Annotated in this window: 19 protein-coding genes; 2 read left to right on the forward strand and 17 right to left on the reverse strand. The window is 59.5% G+C overall.

The genetic code is table 11. From position 1 onward, the window contains the following. Positions 1-35 precede the first annotated feature (35 nt). The 11 genes from ACQ4LH_RS03380 to pcaQ all read right to left on the reverse strand — a co-directional run bounded on the left by ACQ4LH_RS03380 (position 36) and on the right by pcaQ (position 10,573). Positions 36-806 (reverse strand): 1,6-dihydroxycyclohexa-2,4-diene-1-carboxylate dehydrogenase, encoded by a 771-nt coding sequence (locus tag ACQ4LH_RS03380; protein WP_430695924.1) that lies wholly within the window; start codon positions 804-806, stop codon positions 36-38. Between the two features lie 31 nt (positions 807-837). Continuing rightward, the gene (gene benC / locus ACQ4LH_RS03385; protein ID WP_430695925.1) at positions 838-1,848 is read right to left on the reverse strand and encodes a benzoate 1,2-dioxygenase electron transfer component BenC; all 1,011 of its coding nucleotides are present in this window, start codon (positions 1,846-1,848) and stop codon (positions 838-840) included. A gap of 92 nt (positions 1,849-1,940) precedes the next feature. Next, positions 1,941-2,429 (reverse strand): benzoate 1,2-dioxygenase small subunit, encoded by a 489-nt coding sequence (gene benB, locus ACQ4LH_RS03390; RefSeq protein ID WP_430695926.1) that lies wholly within the window; start codon positions 2,427-2,429, stop codon positions 1,941-1,943. After that, entirely contained in the window at positions 2,430-3,791 is a 1,362-nt protein-coding gene (gene benA, locus ACQ4LH_RS03395) for a benzoate 1,2-dioxygenase large subunit (RefSeq protein ID WP_430695927.1), read from the reverse strand. Between the two features lie 229 nt (positions 3,792-4,020). Next, the gene (locus ACQ4LH_RS03400; RefSeq protein ID WP_430695928.1) at positions 4,021-4,977 is read right to left on the reverse strand and encodes an AraC family transcriptional regulator; all 957 of its coding nucleotides are present in this window, start codon (positions 4,975-4,977) and stop codon (positions 4,021-4,023) included. Positions 4,978-5,219: 242 nt separating this feature from the next. Continuing rightward, a complete protein-coding gene (locus ACQ4LH_RS03405) occupies positions 5,220-6,062 on the reverse strand; it encodes an IclR family transcriptional regulator domain-containing protein (protein ID WP_430695929.1) in 843 nt (280 codons plus the stop codon). Positions 6,063-6,189: 127 nt separating this feature from the next. Further along, on the reverse strand, positions 6,190-7,131 hold the full coding sequence (locus ACQ4LH_RS03410) for an AEC family transporter (protein ID WP_430695930.1): 942 nt from the start codon (positions 7,129-7,131) through the stop codon (positions 6,190-6,192). A gap of 10 nt (positions 7,132-7,141) precedes the next feature. After that, on the reverse strand, positions 7,142-8,230 hold the full coding sequence (gene zapE, locus ACQ4LH_RS03415) for a cell division protein ZapE (RefSeq protein ID WP_430695931.1): 1,089 nt from the start codon (positions 8,228-8,230) through the stop codon (positions 7,142-7,144). Then, positions 8,199-8,804 (reverse strand): protocatechuate 3,4-dioxygenase subunit alpha, encoded by a 606-nt coding sequence (pcaG, locus tag ACQ4LH_RS03420; protein WP_430695932.1) that lies wholly within the window; start codon positions 8,802-8,804, stop codon positions 8,199-8,201. Before pcaG ends, zapE begins: the two co-directional genes overlap by 32 nt. 13 nt (positions 8,805-8,817) lie before the next feature. Beyond that, positions 8,818-9,537 carry a protocatechuate 3,4-dioxygenase subunit beta gene (pcaH, locus tag ACQ4LH_RS03425; RefSeq protein ID WP_430695933.1) on the reverse strand — a complete coding sequence of 240 codons (720 nt, stop codon included), beginning with the start codon at positions 9,535-9,537 and terminating at the stop codon, positions 8,818-8,820. Positions 9,538-9,640: 103 nt separating this feature from the next. Next, a complete protein-coding gene (gene pcaQ / locus ACQ4LH_RS03430; protein WP_430695934.1) occupies positions 9,641-10,573 on the reverse strand; it encodes a pca operon transcription factor PcaQ in 933 nt (310 codons plus the stop codon). A 403-nt stretch (positions 10,574-10,976) separates the two neighbouring features. On the opposite strand from pcaQ, the gene aroQ reads away from it, so the two are divergent. Both aroQ and ACQ4LH_RS03440 read left to right on the forward strand, forming a co-directional pair. Continuing rightward, entirely contained in the window at positions 10,977-11,417 is a 441-nt protein-coding gene (aroQ, locus tag ACQ4LH_RS03435) for a type II 3-dehydroquinate dehydratase (protein ID WP_430695935.1), read from the forward strand. Positions 11,418-11,421: 4 nt separating this feature from the next. Next, positions 11,422-12,282 (forward strand): shikimate dehydrogenase, encoded by an 861-nt coding sequence (locus ACQ4LH_RS03440; protein ID WP_430695936.1) that lies wholly within the window; start codon positions 11,422-11,424, stop codon positions 12,280-12,282. Positions 12,283-12,334: 52 nt separating this feature from the next. Here ACQ4LH_RS03440 and ACQ4LH_RS03445 read toward each other — a convergent pair whose 3' ends face one another. The 6 genes from ACQ4LH_RS03445 to ACQ4LH_RS03470 form a co-directional block, all read right to left on the reverse strand. Next, complete coding sequence (locus tag ACQ4LH_RS03445) at positions 12,335-13,012, reverse strand: TetR/AcrR family transcriptional regulator (protein ID WP_430695937.1); 678 nt, start codon at positions 13,010-13,012, stop codon at positions 12,335-12,337. A gap of 138 nt (positions 13,013-13,150) precedes the next feature. Beyond that, positions 13,151-15,061, reverse strand: a complete 1,911-nt coding sequence (quiC, locus tag ACQ4LH_RS03450; protein WP_430695938.1) for a 3-dehydroshikimate dehydratase QuiC — start codon at positions 15,059-15,061, stop codon at positions 13,151-13,153. Positions 15,062-15,336: 275 nt separating this feature from the next. Then, positions 15,337-16,587 carry an OprD family porin gene (locus tag ACQ4LH_RS03455; protein ID WP_430695939.1) on the reverse strand — a complete coding sequence of 417 codons (1,251 nt, stop codon included), beginning with the start codon at positions 16,585-16,587 and terminating at the stop codon, positions 15,337-15,339. Between the two features lie 188 nt (positions 16,588-16,775). Beyond that, complete coding sequence (locus ACQ4LH_RS03460; RefSeq protein WP_430695940.1) at positions 16,776-17,795, reverse strand: TRAP transporter substrate-binding protein; 1,020 nt, start codon at positions 17,793-17,795, stop codon at positions 16,776-16,778. A gap of 54 nt (positions 17,796-17,849) precedes the next feature. Next, on the reverse strand, positions 17,850-19,130 hold the full coding sequence (locus tag ACQ4LH_RS03465; RefSeq protein WP_430695941.1) for a TRAP transporter large permease subunit: 1,281 nt from the start codon (positions 19,128-19,130) through the stop codon (positions 17,850-17,852). Beyond that, a complete protein-coding gene (locus ACQ4LH_RS03470; RefSeq protein ID WP_430695942.1) occupies positions 19,127-19,690 on the reverse strand; it encodes a TRAP transporter small permease in 564 nt (187 codons plus the stop codon). The genes ACQ4LH_RS03465 and ACQ4LH_RS03470 overlap by 4 nt, the downstream gene beginning before the upstream one ends. Positions 19,691-20,273: the final 583 nt, after the last annotated feature.

Below are 20,273 nucleotides of genomic sequence, written 5' to 3' on the forward strand. Positions count from 1 at the left end.
GCTCGTTGAAGCGGCGAACGGTTGTCTGTTGGGCGCTAGCCCAGATCACCACCACCCACCGGCAGGGTGACGCCGGTGATATAGGAGGCCTCATCGGAGGCCAGAAAAAGGATGGCGCCGACCTGCTCATCGATCGTGCCGTAGCGTTTCATCGGGCTGCTGGCCAAGGTCTGGTCGACGATCTGCTGGTACCAACCCTGCTCTTGCTCGCTCGGCGCGGCGCTATTGCGTGGTATGCGCCGTGGCGGCGCCTCGGTGCCGCCGGGAGCGGTAGCATTAACGCGGATACCGCGCTCGGCAGTCTCGAACGCCAGGCAGGCGGTCAGCGCGTTAACACCGCCCTTGGCCGCGCCGTAGGGCACGCGGTTAACCCCGCGCGTGGCGATTGAAGAGACGTTGACGATGGCGCCGCTGCCCTGCTCCAGCATGTGTGGCAACGCGGCGTGGCAGCACCACAGGGTCGGGAACAGCGAGCGGCGCACTTCTGCCTCGATTTGCGACTGCTCGTAATGCTCGAAGGGCTTGGCCCAGATGGTGCCGCCGACGTTGTTGATCAAAATATCCAGCCGGCCGAAACGCGCGACTGCGGCCTGCATCACGCCCTGGCAGTCACTGGCCTGTTCCAGATCGGCGGTCAGACACAACGCCTTGGCGCCCAGCTGCTCAGCCAGCTCAAAGACCAGCTCGGAGCGGTCCACCGCCACCACGAGTGCACCTTCCGCCAGCAGCCGCTCTGCGACGCGCCGACCGATGCCTTGAGCAGCGCCAGTGACTACGGCGACCTTGTCTTGGAAACGCTTATTCATCTTTCCAACCTCACTCAATGGTGCGTCCGCCTCAGGCAGAAGCGGCGAACTTCTCGTAATAGAAATTGGCCGGCTGGATGCCCTGTTCACGGATGTACTGGCTGACCGCTTCGACCATCGGCGGCGGGCCGCAGAGGTAGACATCCACATCGCCATCGTTGAGGTGCTGAAGCGCGATGTGTTGGGTGACGTAGCCCTTGTGCGGGTACTGGCTGTCCGGGTTGGCCACGCAGGCGCCGTAGGTGAAGTTAGGGATGCGCGCAGCCAGGGCCTCCAACTTGTCCATTTCCACCAGGTCGAAGTCGTTAGTCACCCCGTAGATCAGGTGCAGCGGGTGCTCGCTGCCCTGCTCGGCGATCTTCTCCAGCATCGCGGTGAAGGGCGCGAGGCCCGTGCCGCCGGCCAGCAGTAGCAACGGCCGCTTGATCTCGCGCAGATAGAAGCTGCCCAGGGGACCGGCCAGTGTCATGCTGTCGCCAGCCTTGGCCAGGCCAGTGAGGAAGCTGCTCATCAGGCCGCCCGGCACGTTACGGATCAGAAAACTGACTTCGCCATCCTTCGGCAAACTGCTGAATGAATAGGCACGGCTCTGCTCGCTACCGGGCACCTTGAGGTTGACGTACTGGCCCGGCAGAAACGCCAGCTTGCTCAACGCCTCGCCCTTGATTGACAAGGCGATGGTGCTGTCAGAGAGCTGGCGTACTGCGCTGATCGCCGCCTCGAAGCTGGCCTGCTGGGTCTTGCACACTTCGCTTGAGGCCGGCACGCGTACCACGCAATCGCTCTCGGCGCGCATCTGGCAGGTCAGCACATAGCCCTGCTCGGCTTCGGCTTCGCTGAGGGCGTCGTCGATATAATCCTCGCCTAGGTCGTACTGGCCGGCTTCGGCGAAGCACTTGCAAGCCCCACAAGCACCGTCGCGGCAATCCAGGGGAATGTTGATGCCCTGGCGGTAGGCGGCATCGGCCACGGTTTCGCCGAGTTTGGCATCGATAAAACGGGTGACCCCGTCTTCAAAATTCAGTGCGATCTTGTGGCTCATGGCACACCTCGCTGTAGCTGTTCGGGCGGATTGCGGCATGCAGGGGCCCGTAGCGGGAGGCAACGCCTCACGCCGGCAGCCCTGCAGCGGATTTAGATGTGGTAAACGTCGATGACCTGGCGTACGTAATCGTTCTTCAGCACCACCTTCTTGGCCTTGATCAGCGGGTTCGGCCCACTGGTGTCGAGGCTGTAGAAACTGGTGCCGTAGAAGTGGTCGACGACCTTGTAGCGGAAGCTCAGGGTGTGCCAGTTAAAGCGCACCTTGGTGAGGCCTTCAGCCTGTTCGACGATCTCGATATTGCTGATGTTGTGCGAGGTGCGCGTGTCCGGAATGGTGGCACTGGAACGCTCGGTGCGAATGCGGAAGACGCGATCTTCCAGGCCGCTGCGATTGCCGTACCAGATCAGCGAAATTTCCGTCTGCGGGTTTTCCACCAACTGGTCGCGGTCGTCCCAGGCGGGCATCCAGAAGGTCGCGTCACTGGCATACAACTCCAGCCACTCGTCCCACTGCTTGTCGTCCAGATAGCGCGCTTCGCGGTAAAGGAAATCACGCACGGCGTCATAGGAAAGGCTCATTTACGCGCCCTCCACATGAATCAACTGGTCCTGCTGTTCCTGCAGCGCCTTGATCATCTGCTGCTGCCAGTAATGGTGTTGCAGCACGAACAGGCCTTCATCCTCGGTGCGCACGCCGCTCATCAGTGGGTGCAGGTCGATTTCCTTGGCCGCTTCATCGGCGCCGTCGACCCAGTGTTTGGCCCCACGGGACATGTCGTTCCATTCCATAGCCCGGCCGGCGAAGCCCTGCTGACAGGCACGGAACTCTTCCAGGTCATCGGGAGTGGCCATGCCAGAAACGTTGAAGAAATCTTCATACTGACGAATACGCCGAGTACGCGCCTCGACACATTCACCTTTCGGCGCGATGCAGTAGATGGTCACTTCGGTCTTATCCACCGACAGCGGCCGAGCGATGCGCAGCTGCGAGCCGAACTGATCCATCAGGTACAGGTTCGGATACAAGCAGAGGTTGCGCGAGTTGCCGATCATCCAGTCAGCGCGGGCTTCGCCAAACTCGGCAGCCAGGCGCTCGCGCTCGGCGAACAGCGGTCGGTCCTCGGGATTGTCCCAGCGGGTCCAAAGCAGCAGGTGGCCGTTGTCGAAGGAGTAGAAACCACCACCCTTCTTGCCCCAACCGCCCGCGCTCATGGCGCGAATATCGTCACCTGCGTCTTTCAGCTTGCGTTGCTGTTGGGTGGCAGCGTAGTTCCAGTGCACGGCAGTGACGTGGTAACCATCGGCACCGTTCTCCGCCTGCAGCTTCCAGTTGCCTTCGTAGACGTAGGTGCTGGAACCGCGCAGCACTTCCAGGCCATCGGCAGACTGGTCGACGATCATGTCGATAATCTTCTTCGACTCACCGAGGAAATCCTCCAGCGGTGCAACGTCTTCGCGCAGGCTGCCGAACAGGAAGCCGCGGTAGGACTCGAAGCGCGCAACCTTCTTCAGGTCGTGGGAGCCGTCGCAATCGAAGCTTTTTGGGTAGCCGGCTTCCTTGGGGTCTTTGACCTTGAGCAGCTTGCCCGAATTGTTGAAGGTCCAGCCATGGAACGGGCAGGTGTAGGTGGCCTTGTTGCCGCTCTTAAAGCGGCAGAGCATGGCGCCGCGATGGCTGCAGGCGTTGATAAAAGCATTCAGCACTCCTTCCTTGTTGCGCGCGATAAAGATCGGCTGACGCCCCATGGAGGTGGTGTAGTAGTCGTTGTTCTCGGGGATTTGGCTTTCGTGCGCCAGGTACAGCCAGTTGCCTTCGAAGATGTGTTCCATCTCCAAGTCGAACAAGCGAGGATCGGTAAACATCTCGCGCTTGCAGCGGAAAATGCCTTTCTCTTGGTCTTCTTGCAGCAGGCCGTTCAGGTAGTCGAGTCCCAGGTTCATCGCCATGGCTCCGTTGTTATTGTGTCAACGGTATGAAGGCTATGGCGTAGGACTGTCCGACAATATCCGCTTTGCGCAGAACCTTTATCCGTTTTCTGCAATAAGCCCAACGGTCGCAAGGATTAAGGCGATCAAGGAATACGCTGGGGGCGCAAACAGCAGATATTCAGCCAACCCAGAACAGGCCGGCTAGAGCGTTACACGGATCAGAGCGTAGCGAGGACGATGCTCACATTTCGCGGCGACGTAAGGTTTCGGAGGGTAATTCGCCAAAAGCGCTCTTATAGTTCTCAGAGAAGCGCCCCAGGTGAAGAAAGCCGTAATCCAGCGCCACTTCGGTGATATTGCGCACCCGTGAAGCCGGATCGCTCAAGCTGGAGTGGATTTGCTCCAGCTTCTTCTGTCGAATAAAACTCTTCGGCGTGGTGCCAGTGTGCCGCTCAAACAGTGCATAGAGCGAACGCGGGCTGCTGTGGGCCAACTGGGCCAGCTGTTCAACGCTGATGTCCTGTTTCAGGTTGTCCTCGATGAACTGCAGGATACGTTCGAAACTGGCAGCGCCCCGCTCCGGGACCATTCGGCTGACGTTGTTATCCAGCAGCGTCAATAGCTTCGTAGCGATGATCCGGGTGTACTGTTCCTGCACCTGCTGCACGGTCTGCGGACTCTCGGCCTCGCTACACACCAGCTGTAACAGGCTGGTAAAACCCTCCAACTGCTGCAGGTTATGCCGCGCCGCGAAGCGGATGCCGTCGGCCGGGCGCTGCCACTGGCTGTCGCGACAGGTCTTGTAGATCAAGCTCGACGGCAGTTTGACGATGAATTTCTCGCAGTCATCCGAATAGGTCAGGTCGACTGGATCATCTGGATTGATCAGCAGCAGCTCACCTGGACTGAAATGGTGCTCCTCACCATGTCCGCGCCACAGGCAATGGCCACGCAGCAGTACCTGCAGGTGATAGATGGTTTCCAGCGCCGGAGAGGTGACCCGCACACTACCGCCATAGCTGATACGGCACAGATCCAGGCTGGCGAACTTGCGATGGTTGAGCGATGCCTCTGGGTGCCCTACTGTCGGTAAACGAATATCGTGGCTGCCGACATGTTCATTGACATAGTTGGACACCGCGTAAGGGTCGGCACGGTCGAACACGCAACTCGCATCGCTGAGCAGGCAACTGTTCATGAACAAGGCACTCAATTTGTTGTTATGTCACTGCGTGCTGTTTTGGCCGCAGTTCTTTATCAGGCTATGACTGATTCTATGGGAGTCCGCGTCTTTGCCAGCATCGGCTGGATAAACGGTAGCGGCGAGATGCCAGGCAACACCTGCAGCAAACGGCCCGACACTACGCGCGACGAGGCCAGCGACTCAATTCAACCTTCAGCCAAGTGTGCGATTAACGCACACTGCTTGCAGCCCCGAGGCTAATGGAACAGCCGGGTGCTCAGCTCCCGGCTGGCTTCGAGCAGCACCGGCAGATAGCGCGACTCCAGCTCCTGACGCGACACACGGCTGACATGGGTGCCGACATTGAGGGCCGCCAGCACCTGGCCGGCAGAATCCTTAAGCGGCACGGCGACCGAGCGCAGGCCGATCTCCAGCTCCTGATCGATGATCACCCAGCCCTGCTGGCGGATCTCGGCGATATTGGCGCGTAGGCCTTCAACCGTGTGGATGGTGCGACTGGTCTTTACCTGCAGATCGGCGTGCTCCAGGTAGTCATCCAGAGCTAAATCATCGAGACCGGCAAGCAGAATGCGGCCCATGGAAGTGCAGTAGGCTGGCAGTCGGCTACCGACGCTGAGGTCCACCGAGATCAAGCGTTGCGGCGTCGCCGAACGGGCGATGTAGAGAATCTCATCGCCTTCCAGGGTGGCCATGGAGCAGGCCTCGTGCAGTTGCTCACTGAGACGGTCGAGAATCGGCTGGGCAGTGACAGCCAGTGGCGTCGAGGACAGGTAAGCATGGCCGAGGGTCAACACCTTGGGCAGCAATGAGTAAGTGCGCCCGTCTGTGGTGGCATAGCCCAGTTTCATCAGCGTATGCAGGCAACGGCGCACAGCGGCGCGGGGGATCTCGGTGCGATGGCTGATCTGAGCGATGGTCAGGTGGCGCTTGCGCTCCTGAAACGCGTGAATCACCGCCAGGCCACGAGCCAGCGAAGTCATGAAGTTCGGGTCGCCGGTCAACGCTTCGATGCGTTTAGCCGGTGAAGCCACGATAGGCGGTGCCAGGGTCGACAGTGGCAGAGGCGATTCTTCGCTCATTGTTATGGTCCTGTGCGTGTTCCGAGGTGGAAGAAGTATCGCGGAGCTTCGAGCGATTATCGAACCATCGTCCGATAATCGCAATTTCTCTATCCCGGCAATACAACCAGAGTGCAGCCGTAATCAATCAGCCCAGTGGGCCGCCGAGCACGCCAATAAAGGTGCTGACCGTCAGAAACGACAACACCGTCGCGCCCAGCAACGCCGCCGCACAGCGCCCGGCCAGACCGAAGCGCTGGCCGATAATGGGGTAGATGCTCATCATCGGAGAACAGGCGAACAACACCGCGGCCATACGCAATATCGGGTCCTGCACAGGAAACCAGGTGAACATCAGCAGCACCGCCAGCGGATGCAGGATCAGCTTGCCGACACTGACCTGCAGCACATCGCCGATCAGCCCTGCGGCCTTGAGCCCTAACAGGCTAGCCCCGATAACAAACAGCGCCACCGGTGCCGAAGCCTGCGCCAGCATTTCCACTACCCTCAAGGGAACCGCTGGCAGGCGCACATCCAACAACGCCAGCAGCAGACCGAGGCTGATGGCGATGATGATCGGATTGCTTGCCAGGCGTTTGAAGGTGCCAAGCACCAACGCCTTCAGCCCAGCTCCCCGTTGCGCGCCAGCTTCGGCCAGGATCAGCCCCAAAGGCAGCATCAGCAGGTTTTCCACCAGCATGCCCAAAGCCAGGCCCACGGCGGCTTTTTCACCGACGACCAAAGCAACTATCGGGTAACCGATAAATCCACTGTTGGACATCGACATGCCCAAAGCGGTGATGGCGCTGCCGCTCGTGCTGTCGCGGCGCAGTAAGCGCGCGAAGAGAAAGCCGAGAACAAACACCGCCAGCGAGCCGAGGCCATAGGCCAGTAGATAGTTGCGGTCGAACACCTCGTGCAGCGGGCGCTCGAGCAGCGCCTTGATCACCAGGGCCGGTAAGGCCAGAGTGACGACAAAGCGGCCCATGCCGGTAACCTGCTCAGAGCTGACCAGGCCATTGCGCGCGGCGAGGTAGCCGATACTGATCAGGATAAAGATGGGCGCGGTGATGCCGAGAATCTGCAACATCAGAAGCCCTTTAGTTAATCCTGCCGACAGCTAGCGGCAAGGCCTGCAACTGCTGCAGGCGGCTCTGGGTTCGGGAGAAATCACTGTGCGAGCCACTGCGGCACAGCTCGTCGAGGCCAATGGCGCAACCGAGCAGCAGCTGGATGCCGCTGTCGTAGGCGATATCGATGAAGTTGAGAAAGCGCTGTTGCACGTCGATACCTTCGCTATCCAGGCGCGGCACTCCGCCGATCGCCAGCTCGCGGAACTCGCCGCACAGCCAGAGGTAATCGGCACTGGAGCGTGGGCGGCGAAACAACTCGGAGAAATCCAGCCAGGCCCGTGTGCCCTCCTGGCCGCGCAAGCGCAACGGATGCTGATTGACCAACAAGGTCGCGTCACGCCTGGCTGCAAGGCTCAAGCCCAGTTGGTCGCCCAGCCAGCCCGCCTGTTCCTGCAGCGGCCAACACAGGCTGCCCCAAGCACGGGTCGAACTCTGCCGATAGTCGTAGCCGCCATCCAGCTGCAGCACATCGAAGCGCTGCTCCAGCAGCGCAATGGTCGGCTGAAAGCGTTCGCGATACAGCTGGTTGGGGCATAGCCCGGTCGGTGGGTAATTGGAGGTGCAGACCAGTCCCACACCTGCCGCCACCAACAGCTTGAGCACGCGGCCAAGGAGCATGGCATCACCGATGTCATGCACGTGGAATTCATCGAAACACAGCAACTGCGACTGCTCGGCAATTTCGCTGGCTACCATCGCCAGCGGATCGGCCTGCCCGACGTAGCTGCCCATGCGCTGCTGCAACTCCTGAAGGAAGGCATGAAAGTGCACCCGGCGCTTCTTGGCCAGAGGTGCAGCAGCGAAGAACGCATCCATCACAAAGCTTTTACCGCGCCCCACTCCGCCATGCAGGTACACCCCGGCAGCACGCCGACGCAACCAGCTCGCACGGGGATGCAGAAACGCAGAAAGCCACTGACCGAGATGGTCAATGGCTGCCTGTTGTGCGCCGTCGGCCCGGTAACCCTGGGCCGCCAGCGCGGCATCAAAGTGCTGTCGGACGCGAACGTCCGGCCGACTCCTGCTAGAAGTCAAAAAACACCGTCTCGCCGTCACCCTGGATACGCATATCGAAGCGATAGGCCGGTTTGCCGTCCACCTCACAGGGATAGGCCAGCAAGGTCTCGCGACGTTGTGGCTGTTCGATCAGGTTAAGCACCGGATCCTTGGCATTGGCCTCGGCCTGGTCGGCGAAGTACAAACGGGTATGCAGGTGGATATTGATGCCACGGGCAAACAACGAAACGTTGATATGCGGCGCCATTGGCACGCCGGCGGCGTTATTGACCACGCCCGGCTTGATGGTGTGCAGCGTCCAGCCACCGGCATCGAATGTGGTGGCAGTGCGGCCGAAGCTGTTGAAGGGCTTTTCCAGATTGAAGTCGGCGTCGTACTGACCTTGGTGGTCGGCCTGCCAGAACTCCAGAAAGGAGTCGCGCACTAGGTGGCCGTTGCCATCGTAGACATTGCCGATCAAGGTGATGTGCTCGCCTGGCGCATCCGGTTTGGCCATCTGGTTCCAGATTTCCTGGGGACGGCTCGGGTTACCGGCGGCCTCCAGGGCCAGGCCGATGTGCACGTAGGGGCCGGCGGTTTGCGAAGGGGTTTCCGGCAGCAGTTGGATAGGCATATACGGTTCCTCCTCAGCGGTTTTCGAAGTGAGTTTGGCGCTGACCGCGCAGCACGATATCGAAGCGATAGGCCAGGCAATCCATAGGGTTGGCCGTGCTCATATCAAGCCTGGCGATCAGACTCTGGACTGCGTCCGGGTTGGCGATCGACTTGACGATCGGGCACATCGGAATCAGCGGGTCACCTTCGAAATACAGCTGGGTAATCAGGCGGGTAGAAATCGACGGGCCACTGATGGAGAAGTGGATATGCGCCGGGCGCCAGTCATTCGGGCCATTGCGCCAGGGGTACGGGCCGGGCTTGATGGTGCGGAAGCTGTAATAACCCTGACTGTCAGTCAGGGTGCGGCCGACGCCACCAAAGTTGGGGTCAAGCGGCGCCAGATAGCGGTCGTTCTTGTGACGGTAGCGGCCACCAGCATTGGCTTGCCACATTTCCACCAGGGTGTGCGGGATTGGCTTGCCGTACTGATCCATGACACACCCGGCGACGATGATGCGCTCACCCACCGGCAGGCCGCCGTTGTGGAAGTTGAGTAGCAGGTCGTTGTCGTGCGCCCCCATCTGCAGATGAGAGAAGTCCGGGCCGCTGGTTTCCGAGATCGACTGCGGGATGCTGACTAGCGCCTGGCGCGGCGAGCGGGCAATGGAGGTCTTGTAGTCAGGGGTAAAAGCCTTGGGGTGCCAGTTACGGTCGCGAATGACGAAGCGGCTGTTGTGCGCATCGGGCATGTCGATCTCCTCTTGTGGGAATGGGTACAGGCTTGGCACCCAGTCTCAACCAGAGTCATGCGACTGGAAATTGAAAAGAACGTCGACATCCATAACCATTCAGTTATGGATTAAGCCCCTCACGATAATCCGCCGCAGCTTCCCGCAAAGCCTCGCAGCACCACTGTGCCGCCAGCGAAAGTGCCGCTGTGGGATTACTGCAAATGCCCACCGAGCCACCGGGTTCGCGAAGGCCAATATCCAATTCCAGCAGCTCGCCGCGCGCCAGGTCCTGGCGCACGGCATCCTGCGGGGCAATCCACACGGCATCACTGGACTGCACATAGCGCCGACTCAAGGCTACCGAGAGGGTTTCCAGGCGTTGCTGCGGCATGACGATGCCGCACTGCACATAGAGGCTGTCGGCATAGCGGCGAATGGTGGTGCCAGCCAACGGCAACACCACGGGATAATCGCCCAGCTGGCTGCGGTCCTGCAGATCGGCCTGCAGCAAAGCATGACCGGGACGCACCACCAGGATCATCGATTCGCTGTACAGGTGCTCGAAGGTCAGCCCCTCGATTTGTGGGCTGTCGGTCATGCGCCCGACCACCAGATCCAGCGCACCGACGCGTAATTGGTCGAGCAGATGCGCGCTGGGCCCGGTGACCACACTGACCACCAGGGCCGCATGCTGCTCATGTAAGCGCCGTACCACTTCAGGCAGCAGCGAGCTTTCCACCGTTGACAACACTCCAAGGCGCACCACCCCGGCCTCATGCTCACCGCTGCGCAAGCTGCGCACCCCCTCGCGCAAGGCCTGCACGCTAGGCCCTGCGTAACGCATAAAGGCCAGCCCGCCTGCAGTCGGCGTAACGCCCTGCTTGCTACGGTCGAACAGGCTGGTGGCGAGAACCTCCTCCAATTCCTTCAAGGTCTTCGACACTGCTGGCTGGCTGATCGCCAAGACCTCGGCGGCGCGCGCCAGACTGCCTTGACGCGCCACTTCGAGAAAGCACAAAAGGTGGCGGAACTTGATTCGGTTGTCGATATTCACGGCGAACTCAGCGCGGGGAAAGACCCCAAGCCTAACGCCAAGTAGCCCGCCAAGACAAAGAAGTGGTTATGGATGGTGGTCAACTCAACCGGATGCCAGTGAGCGCTCTGGCACCACAACAGGCTGACGTAACTCTCGCCTAAGCCATGAAGCCACAAACCGGGCGTTTATCGAACAACCTTTAAACGCGCTGCGTACCTCATCGACTGCTCGCCAAGGCAGGCACTGCAAGGCCTGGCAGAACAATCGCCGTGCGCTGCCCTCTTCCCGGACCTTCAGTTGCTTGCACCAGGCCGGGATTACGCAGCTAGGACAATTGACCAAACTAACCGTTTAGTACATTTTTATCTGCAAGACGCCAGCTGCCTCGGCGAACGCACAATAACAAGCGCAGGTCATCGCAATGAATCACAGCCTTCTCGTGCTCAACGGCCCGAATCTAAACATGCTCGGCACCCGAGAGCCCGCGACCTACGGTCATGAAACGCTCGCCGACATTGGCCAGATGTGCCAACGCACGGCCAGCCAGCATGAGCTGCAATTGGAGTTCCGACAAACCAATCACGAGGGCGAACTGATCGACTGGATTCACCTGGCGCGCGGTCGTTATGCCGGCATCGTGATCAACCCAGGGGCCTGGACCCACACCTCGGTGGCAATCCGTGATGCGCTGGTGGCCAGCGAGCTGCCGGTTATCGAAGTGCACCTGTCCAACGTGCATAAGCGCGAAGCGTTTCGCCACCACTCATTTGTTTCCGGCATAGCGCTCGCCGTGTTGTGCGGTTTCGGCAGTAACGGTTACCGCCTGGCCATCGACCATTTCGCCCATCTACTGAAAGCCTGACGCCATGACCAAAAACTCCCAACCATCCGTACTTGCCGGCTTGATTGGCGCCGGTATTCAGGCTTCGCGTACCCCTGCCCTGCACGAACACGAAGGCGATGCCTTGGGCATCCGCTACCTGTATCGCCTGATCGACTTGGATGCTCTCAAGCTGGATATCCATGCTCTGCCTGAGCTGCTCAAGGGTGCCGAGCAGATGAGTTTCACCGGCCTCAATATCACCTACCCCTGCAAGCAGGCGATCATCCCACTGCTCGATGAGCTGTCGGACGAAGCACGCGGTATCGGCGCCGTCAACACCGTGGTACTCAAGGACGGCAAGCGCGTCGGTCACAATACCGACTGCCTGGGTTTTGCCGAAGGTCTGCGGCGTGGCCTGCCGGGCGTGGCACTGCGGCGCGTGGTGCAAATGGGCGCGGGTGGTGCCGGGGCTGCAGTGGCGCACGCACTGCTTAGCGAAGGGGTCGATCAGCTGAGTATTTTCGAAGTCGATCCGAGTCGTGCCCAGGCCTTGGTCGACAACCTCAACACTCACTTCGGCGATGGCCGTGCCGTGGTCGGTAGTGACCTGGCCAATCAAGTTGCCGCTGCTGATGGCCTGGTCAACACCACCCCAGTGGGCATGGCCAAGCTGCCCGGCATGCCGCTGCCTGCGCAATACCTGCACACCGGCCTGTGGGTGGCCGAAATAGTCTACTTCCCCCTGGAAACCGAACTGCTCAAAGAAGCCCGCGCCCTTGGCTGCCGCACCCTCGATGGCGGCACCATGGCGGTGTTTCAAGCGGTCAAGGCGTTCGAGCTATTCAGCGGCGTAACAGCCGATGCCGAACGCATGCAGGCACATTTCCACAGCATGAATGGTTAATCGCTGCGGCCATGGCGTAGCGTCATGGCCCATTGCTGCAAGTGCGTGAAGATCAGGCTTGCAGGTAGCGCAGCACTGACTCGCAGATCACCTGTTTGTGACGCGCCTTGAGCGCAGCGTCATCGGTCAGGTTGATCTGGAAGATATGGCTAAAGGTGTGCCGATTGGACACCCGATAGAAACAGAACGAACTGATCAGCAGGTGCACATCTAGCGCCTGTAGCCCCTGACGAAACACACCACTGGCCTCGCCACGGCGCAGGGTTTCATCGAGCAGGTGCAACACGTTATGGCTCATCGAGCGGATCGCGCTGGACTGCTTGACGTTCTCGCCGTTGTGGATGTTCTCGATGCAGACAATGCGTACGAAATCGACGTTGCGATCATGGTGATCGAAGGTGAATTCGACCAGCCGTTGCAGCGCCTCGCGCGGTTCCAGCTCGGCCAGCTGCAGGAGTCCTTCGGTACGCCGGATATCACCGTAGAGCTTCTCCAGCACCTCGACATACAACTGCTCTTTGCTGCCGAAGTAGTAATAGATCATCCGCTTGGACGTTTTCGTGCGTTCGGCGATGGCATCGACGCGGGCACCGGACAGGCCGTGACTGACAAACTCGGAAATAGCGGCGCGGAGGATGTCTTCGCGGGTCTTTTCCGGATTATTCTTGCGGCTTTTACGCGGGGTCTCGAGCACGGGCTCGAGCACGGGCTCGAGCAATTCAGTGGTCATTATTATGGGCTCACGGCCAAGTACTGATGGTGCCGATTATGGGCGTGACGCCAGGCCGAAGGAAGATGTCGGTGCCATCATCCACGCCAACGCCGGACAACCGTTTGCACGGCCATCCGGCTTTTCACCGCCATGCCGTCAGAAACGTACTGGCCGCGCAACGCCGCTGCGGCTCTTGGCCATGGCAGCTAGACGCACGGCAACGTTGGCCGCGCCATAGCCGACATAGCCGTTCTTGCGCTGGATAATCTCGAAGAAGAAGCGCTCATCGAACGCCTCGGTGTACACGTGAAACAGCTCGCCGCCCTGAGCATCGCGGTCGTACAGCACGTTGTAATAGGCCAGTTCACTGAGGAATTCGTCGTCGAAGTCGAAACGCGCGGCGAGATCGTCGTAGTAGTTCAGCGGGATATCCAGCAGCGGCACGCCGGCATCCTTGGCCCGGCTGACCTCGGCGAAGATGTCCGCGCAGGAAAAGGCAATATGGTGCACACCCGAGCCGCGGTAGCTGGATAGCGCATGGGAAATCGCCGTGTTGCGGTTCTCCGACACATTCAGCGGCAGGCGCACACTGCTGCAGCGGCTGCGGATAGCACGGCTCTTTACCAGCCCATAAGGGTCCGGCAGCACCACTTCATCATCCGCCTCGAAATCCAGCAGGCTCTTGTAGAACAGCACCCAGCTATCCAGGCTATCGGCCGGCAAAGCCATGGCCATATGGTCGATGCGCTGCAGACCACCACCAGCGCCGGCCTGGCTATCGAGTTGAAAATCGCTGTCGTAGATGGTGCTACCAGGCTCGGCAGACTCCACCAGGTAGATCAGGCTGCCATCGGGTGCCCGCACAGCCGGAATCTCTCGTTCGTTGGGACCAACCAGGCCACGGTAAGGCTGGCCCTTGAAGGCGCGAGCGCGCTCCAGGGCCGAAGCACTGTTCTTGACCCGCAAGGCGGTGGCACACAGCGACGGGCCGTGGGCCTCGAAGAAGCTGTGGGCAAAGGAATAGGGTTCAGCATTCAGCACGATCTTGATATCGCCCTGACTTAGCAGGCTGACGGCCTTGGAGCGATGCTGGCCGCTACGCGCAAAGCCCAGGCGCTCCAGCCAGCCGGCCAGCTTGGCGCCCTGCGCCTCATCCACAGCGAACTCGAGGAACTCGACACCGTCGTAGCGACAGGCCGGCGGTGGCGCGAACAACAGCTGCGGATCGGCCGGCAAAGCCGCCTCTTTCTCCAGGCGCTGGCGCGTCTTCTCTTCCAGGTAAAGCAGCGAACGCAAGCCATCGGCCGCATTGGCCCGTGGTGGTGCGGCGCGGAAACCATCATTGAAGATTTCCAGCGACAGGGGACCGCTGTAGCCACTTTTCAGAATCGGTGCGAGAAAACCCGCCAGGTCGAACTCGCCCTGCCCTGGGAAGCAGCGGAAATGGCGACTCCACTCCAACACGTCCATGGCCAAAATCGGCGCATCGGCCATCTGCACAAAGAAGATTTTGTCGCCAGGAATCTCGGCAATCGCCCGCGGATCCCCTTTGAGCGACAGGGTGTGAAAGCTGTCCAGCAATACGCCCAGGGCTGGATGGTCGGCCTGGCGCACGATATTCCACACCTGCTGCCAGGTGTTCACATGGAGGCCCCAGGCCAAGGCCTCATAGCCAATACGCAGGTTACGCGCGCCCGCACGCTCACCCAGCAAGCGCAGGTCGTCGACGAGGATTTCCTCATCACCCAGGGAATCTGCGGCCACGTTGCTGCACACCAGCACCAGGTCGGTGCCCAGTTCCTGCATCAGATCGAATTTGCGCTCAGCGCGATCAAGGTTCTTTTCCAGGCGGTCACGACGGCAGCCTTCAAAGTCCCGGAACGGTTGAAACAAGGTAATGGCAATGCCCAGATCGGCGCACATCTGCCTTATATCGCGCGGACTGCTGGCGTAGTAGAGCAAGTCGTTTTCGAAGATTTCCACACCATCAAAACCGGCGGCGGCAATGGCTTCGAGTTTTTCCGGCAGGGTACCGCTTAATGAGACGGTGGCAATTGAACGCTGCATGCTGCGACTCCGGTAAGTGAATCGGCACCTTAAGCGGCGCTTATGAGGATTCGACTGAGGGTAATTTGGAGTATTGGCGGGTCGCTTTATGTGGAGCAAGCAAAATGTTCTAACTAGTTAGTTTTATGTTCGATTATCGCGCACAGCCCTTTTCACCCGACAAATCTGACGCCGTGCCAAAGCGCGGTCGCCATCACAAGAATAAAAAAGCCCGTCGCAAGGACGGGCTGAAAGGTACACACACAAGGAGTAATCGATGCCGATGTTGCGGTGGATTACAGCAGGGACAGCGGGTAGTTGAAGATCAGACGGTTTTCGTCGAACTCGTTGCTGCTGAAGTCACGACGGATGCTTGAGTTACGCCATTTCACGTTGAGGTTCTTGAACGTGCCGCTCTGCACGGTGTAGGCCAGCTCGGACTCGCGGCCCCACTCCTTGCCATCGTTGGTGGTGGCAGTTTCCACGTTGTCGCCGCTGATATAGCGGTTCATCAAGGTCAGCCCAGGGATGCCGACTGCAGTGAAGTTGTAGTCGTGACGCACTTGCCAGGAACGCTCCTTAGCGTTGTCGTAGCTGGCGTTGAAGCTGTCGTTGGCCAGGGTGCCGCCGCTGGTGCCGTTGACACGCATCCAACCGGTGTCGCCACTGACTTTCTGCAGGCCGACGTAGAAAGTGTTGCCACCGATCTTGGCCGAGAACAGCCCTGAGTAGGTCTTGTTATCCAGCTCGCCGGCGCGCTCGCTACCGTCTTCAGTACCCTGGAAGTAGCCAAGGTTGGCGCCGAAAGTCCAGTCGCCGACCGGCTGGCTGTGCATCAGCTGCAGGTACTGTTGGTTGTAGACGTCTTTCAGCTCAGCATTCCACAGGCCGACCATGGTGCGGTCCTGGTTGAACTTGTACTCGCCGCCGGCGAAGTTGAAGCGATCCGACAACCCGCCGCCGTAACTCATGTCTTCCATGCTGGCGTTGTTGCGCTCGCTGTTCTGCCGGAACTGGCCGCCATAGAGGGTCAGGCCGGCGATTTCATTAGAGGTGATCTGCGCGCCTTCAAAGGTTTGCGGCAGCGAGCGGCCGTCGTCTGAACGCAGGATCGGCAACACTGCCATCCATTCGCCAACCTTCAGCTCGGTCTTCGATAGCTTGGCCTTGCCGGCCAGGGCCAGGCGGCCGTAATTGTCGGCAGGGTGGTTGCCATCGTGCACCGGCAGCAGCCCGGTGTTGCGGGTGCCGCGGCCGCCATCGAGTTTGATCGCGCCCATGGCCAGTGCGTCCAGGCCGAAACCCACGGTGCCCTGGGTGAAGCCCGAGCGAGCGTCGAGGATCATGCTCTGCGTCCACTCTTCGGCTTTGCTCTGCGAGAAGGCCGGGTCGACGAAGTTGCGGTTGATATAGAAGTTGCGCAGGCCGAGGGTAACTTTGGCGTCATCGGTGAAGCCGGCAGCCATGGCGCTGGATGGCAGTGCCATCAGCAGACCGAGCGAAGCAGTACCGAGAACGCCGAAGGCTAGGGTGTTGTGCTTTGTCATTATTGGTATACCCATTTTTTGGACGAACGATGCCCTACAGATCCTGGAAGGACTCGCACAGGCACTACGGAAGATTTATGCGACCGCTCGCTGAGCGAGCCGCTTTGAATACCGAGCAACGCCTAACGGCAGGTTGAACCCGGCCTTACCCGAACGCTGACCGTGCCCTTGGACACAGCCTGCTCAGCTCACTGAGCTGCGCGCACTTTGGCGATTTCGTCATACATCATCTTCACCAGATCAGCGTTCAGATCCTTGGAGAACTTCTCGATCACCGGTTGCACACGCTCGCGGAAACGATCCTTCTCCTCAGGGGAAATATCATTGACCGCCATTTCGCCTTCGAGCGCAGCGCGCGACTTATCCATGCTGGCAGCCGTTACTTCACGCTGGAATTTCTGCGCCTCGCTAGCCGCTTCACGGATCAGCGCCTTCTCGTCATCGTTCAAACGAGTCCAGGTTTTCTGGCTGATGATCAGCGACTGTGGGTTGAAGATATGCCCGGTTACCGACAGGTACTTCTGCACCTCGAAGAACTTGTTGCCTTCGATCACGGTGAAGGGGTTTTCCTGGCCATCGATGGTGTTTTGCTCAAGGCCGGTATACACCTCGGGGAATGCCATCGGCACAGGATTGGCACGCAGCGCGGAGAAGGTTTCCAGATAGATCGGCGACTGGATAACGCGGACCTTCAGGCCCTGCATGTCTTCCAATTTGGTCACCGCACGCTTGCTGTTGCTCAGGTGACGAAAACCCAGATCCCAATAGCCCAGACCGATCAGGCCCTTGCTATCCAGCTGCGCAGCCAGCTTTTCGCCGACGGGGCCGTCAATCACCGCATGCGCTTCCTCAACACTGTTGAACAAGAAGGGGAAGTCGAGCATGGCGTAATCCGCAGCCTGAGCAGCCAGGATGCCCGAGTTGAGCACGGTGATATCCAGAGTGCCGCCCTGCAAAGCAGAAACCGTCTGTACGTCGCCGCCCAGTGTGCCGCCTGGGAATAGGCGCACCTTGAGTTTGCCGCCACTCTTCTCGCTAAGCAGGTCAGCGAACTTCTGTGCGCCCTGCCCTTGTGGGTGTTCTTTGACGTTCTGGAAGGCGAACCGTAGGGTGCGCTCGCGAACTTCTTCAGCGTGGCTGACCACACTGCCCAGCAGCAGCCCTGTGGCACACGCGCCAGCAAGCAGGGTTTTCATCAACTTTTGCATGTCACTCTCCGATCATTGTTGTTAGAGGTCGAGTTACTACAGCTTGCACCGGTATTAGCCGGTGAAGAATTTCAGTGGTCCGAGGACCAGTTGCGGGAACAGCACCAGCAGGAACAACACAGTCAATTGCGCGAGCAGGAACGGCCAGACGCCGCCGACGATTTCCTCGATCTTCAGTTTCGAGACCCCGCTCACCACATTGAGCACCGTACCCACTGGCGGGGTGATCAAGCCGATGGCGGTGTTGATCAAGAACAGCACGCCGAAATACACCGGATCGATACCCGCCTGGGTAATCGCCGGCATCAGCACCGGAGTGAGGATGAGGATGGTCGGGGTCATATCCATCACCGTACCGACCAGAATGATCAGCAGCATGATCACCAGCAGCAGCAAGGTCGGACTGCTCATAAAGGGTTCAAGAATCGCCGCCAACTGGCCAGGCAGATCGGCAATGGTCACCAACCAGGAGGACACCATGGCGGCCGCCACCAGCAGCATCACCACAGAGGTGGTCTTGGCCGAAGAGAGAATCACCTCGTAGAGCTGGCTGACTTTCAGCTCCCGGTAAATCACCAGGGACACGAACAGCGAGTAGACCGCTGCCACCACCGCCGCTTCCGTGGGGGTGAAGATGCCGAACTTGAGGCCGAAGATGATGATCAACGGCAAGCCCAGAGCCCAGCTGCCCTCGATCAGCGCGCGCAGCACTTCGGTACGCGAGCGTTTTGGGGGTGTCTCGACGTTCTCGCTGCGTGAGATAAACCACCAGGCAATAGCCAACGCTGCACCGAGCATAAGACCCGGCACGATACCGGCGAGAAACAGCTTGGAGATCGACACCCCAGACGCCACACCGAAGACAATAAAGCCGATGCTCGGCGGAATGATGGGCGCAATGATGCCGCCCGCAGCGATCAGGCCCGCCGAGCGCGCCCGATTGTGCCCGGCCAGTACCATCATCGGCACCAGCAGCGCCGCCAGCGCCGCCGCATCGGCCACAGCCGAGCCGGAGAGCGAAGCCAGCAGGCAGGAAGCAATGATCGCCACATAACCAAGACCACCGCGCTTGTGCCCAACCAGCGCCATGGCAATGTTGACGATGCGCTTGGACAGACCACCGGCATTCATGATTTCACCGGCCAGCATAAAGAACGGCACCGCCATCAACGGAAAGCTATCAGCGCCATTGAGCAGGTTCTGCGCGACGATCTGCGCATCGAACAGATCCAGGTGGAACATCAACGCAACACTGACCAGCAGTAAGGCAAAGGCGATCGGGATGCCCAGCGCCATACTGCCGAGCAACGAGCCGAGGAAGATAACCAGTGTCATGGGCGAGAGCTCCCGGCGTTGTTCTGCTGTTGCTGGATATGCTGAATTTCCTCAGCCGCATCGTTGTCCTTGACCATTACCAGCTCGTCATCCCTGAGCTTGCCGAACAAGGCCAAGTAGAGTTCGTAAAGGATGATGGCGGCAGCGCTGGCCCCAAATACCAAGCCTGCTGCATAGAAAATTGCCATTGATAGGCCTGAGGCCGGAGCAACCACATCCAGGTTGATCACCGCCTGCTGCCAGCTGCCTTTGAAGATCAGCCAACAGATAAACAGCATCAGCACATGGCCAATCACCAGGCAGATGCGTTTTCCCAGGGGCGGCAAGCGCTTGACCAGGCTATCTAGGCCGAGATGGGCGCGATCTTTGAGCGCCACCAGGGCTCCGAGAAAGATCATCCAGACGAAGAACCAGCGCGACAGCTCCTCGGACACGCTGATACCGGAGTTGAAGGCGTAACGCAGGACGACGTTGCCAAACACCAGCACGATCATGGCAACCATGCACAGCACAATCAGCAGCTTCAGCAGTTTGAAATACAGATCGACGATTCTTGTCATTATGGGAACCTCTCAGACTCGTTGAGTACAGCGACCCACGCTACACGACAGAACCCGCACGAATGCTGGTCATGATCGAGCCGCACGGATTTCGCTCGCGCTCTAAGCCTGAAGCAGTGAATAAAGGGCGATCTGCGGCGACGAGAGGCCATTGCGGGCCACAGGACAGGTGCAGAGCAGAATGAGGGAGGCGGCATTGAACGCCTGCATGCTGTACGGCATAGGGTGTTCCTCTATTTTTATTGTGGCCATTGGCAATGGTAGCCAAGGCAAGTGCTGACTAAAATGTACTAACTGGTTAATACGGTCAATAACCCGTACGTTATCTAGCCGGCTAGCTTGGGCTTATCGACAGCCCTAAAAAAGCGCGCGGAATACTCTCATATCTACTTGTTAATAAAGGAAAAACTAGATTTAAGTTCATGCTGAACACGGCTGTTCAAGCAAGCATAGGGCCGGTACAAAGCGTGCGATTATCGACTATTTACCCGCAGTGGCTCACCGCTCTCCCCCGGCCTGATGCCCCGACTACGCCCGTCGCGCAGAACTAGCGAAAATCTGGCCAGTCACCCCTAATCCACCG

The sequence above is a fragment of the Pseudomonas peli genome (assembly GCF_050563605.1).
GTDB classification, from domain to species: Bacteria; Pseudomonadota; Gammaproteobacteria; order Pseudomonadales; family Pseudomonadaceae; genus Aquipseudomonas; species Aquipseudomonas peli_A.

Excerpts from the sequence above, each read along its gene's own strand:
- ACQ4LH_RS03380 (WP_430695924.1), bottom strand. The coding sequence starts at position 806 with ATGAATAAGCGTTTCCAAGACAAGGTCGCCGTAGTCACTGGCGCTGCT.
- benC (WP_430695925.1), bottom strand. The coding sequence starts at position 1,848 with ATGAGCCACAAGATCGCACTGAATTTTGAAGACGGGGTCACCCGTTTT.
- benB (WP_430695926.1), bottom strand. The coding sequence starts at position 2,429 with ATGAGCCTTTCCTATGACGCCGTGCGTGATTTCCTTTACCGCGAAGCG.
- benA (WP_430695927.1), bottom strand. The coding sequence starts at position 3,791 with ATGAACCTGGGACTCGACTACCTGAACGGCCTGCTGCAAGAAGACCAA.
- ACQ4LH_RS03400 (WP_430695928.1), bottom strand. The coding sequence starts at position 4,977 with ATGAACAGTTGCCTGCTCAGCGATGCGAGTTGCGTGTTCGACCGTGCC.
- ACQ4LH_RS03405 (WP_430695929.1), bottom strand. The coding sequence starts at position 6,062 with ATGAGCGAAGAATCGCCTCTGCCACTGTCGACCCTGGCACCGCCTATC.
- ACQ4LH_RS03410 (WP_430695930.1), bottom strand. The coding sequence starts at position 7,131 with ATGTTGCAGATTCTCGGCATCACCGCGCCCATCTTTATCCTGATCAGT.
- pcaG (WP_430695932.1), bottom strand. The coding sequence starts at position 8,804 with ATGCCTATCCAACTGCTGCCGGAAACCCCTTCGCAAACCGCCGGCCCC.
- pcaH (WP_430695933.1), bottom strand. The coding sequence starts at position 9,537 with ATGCCCGATGCGCACAACAGCCGCTTCGTCATTCGCGACCGTAACTGG.
- aroQ (WP_430695935.1), top strand. The coding sequence starts at position 10,977 with ATGAATCACAGCCTTCTCGTGCTCAACGGCCCGAATCTAAACATGCTC.
- ACQ4LH_RS03440 (WP_430695936.1), top strand. The coding sequence starts at position 11,422 with ATGACCAAAAACTCCCAACCATCCGTACTTGCCGGCTTGATTGGCGCC.
- ACQ4LH_RS03445 (WP_430695937.1), bottom strand. The coding sequence starts at position 13,012 with ATGACCACTGAATTGCTCGAGCCCGTGCTCGAGCCCGTGCTCGAGACC.
- quiC (WP_430695938.1), bottom strand. The coding sequence starts at position 15,061 with ATGCAGCGTTCAATTGCCACCGTCTCATTAAGCGGTACCCTGCCGGAA.
- ACQ4LH_RS03455 (WP_430695939.1), bottom strand. The coding sequence starts at position 16,587 with ATGACAAAGCACAACACCCTAGCCTTCGGCGTTCTCGGTACTGCTTCG.
- ACQ4LH_RS03460 (WP_430695940.1), bottom strand. The coding sequence starts at position 17,795 with ATGCAAAAGTTGATGAAAACCCTGCTTGCTGGCGCGTGTGCCACAGGG.
- ACQ4LH_RS03465 (WP_430695941.1), bottom strand. The coding sequence starts at position 19,130 with ATGACACTGGTTATCTTCCTCGGCTCGTTGCTCGGCAGTATGGCGCTG.
- ACQ4LH_RS03470 (WP_430695942.1), bottom strand. The coding sequence starts at position 19,690 with ATGACAAGAATCGTCGATCTGTATTTCAAACTGCTGAAGCTGCTGATT.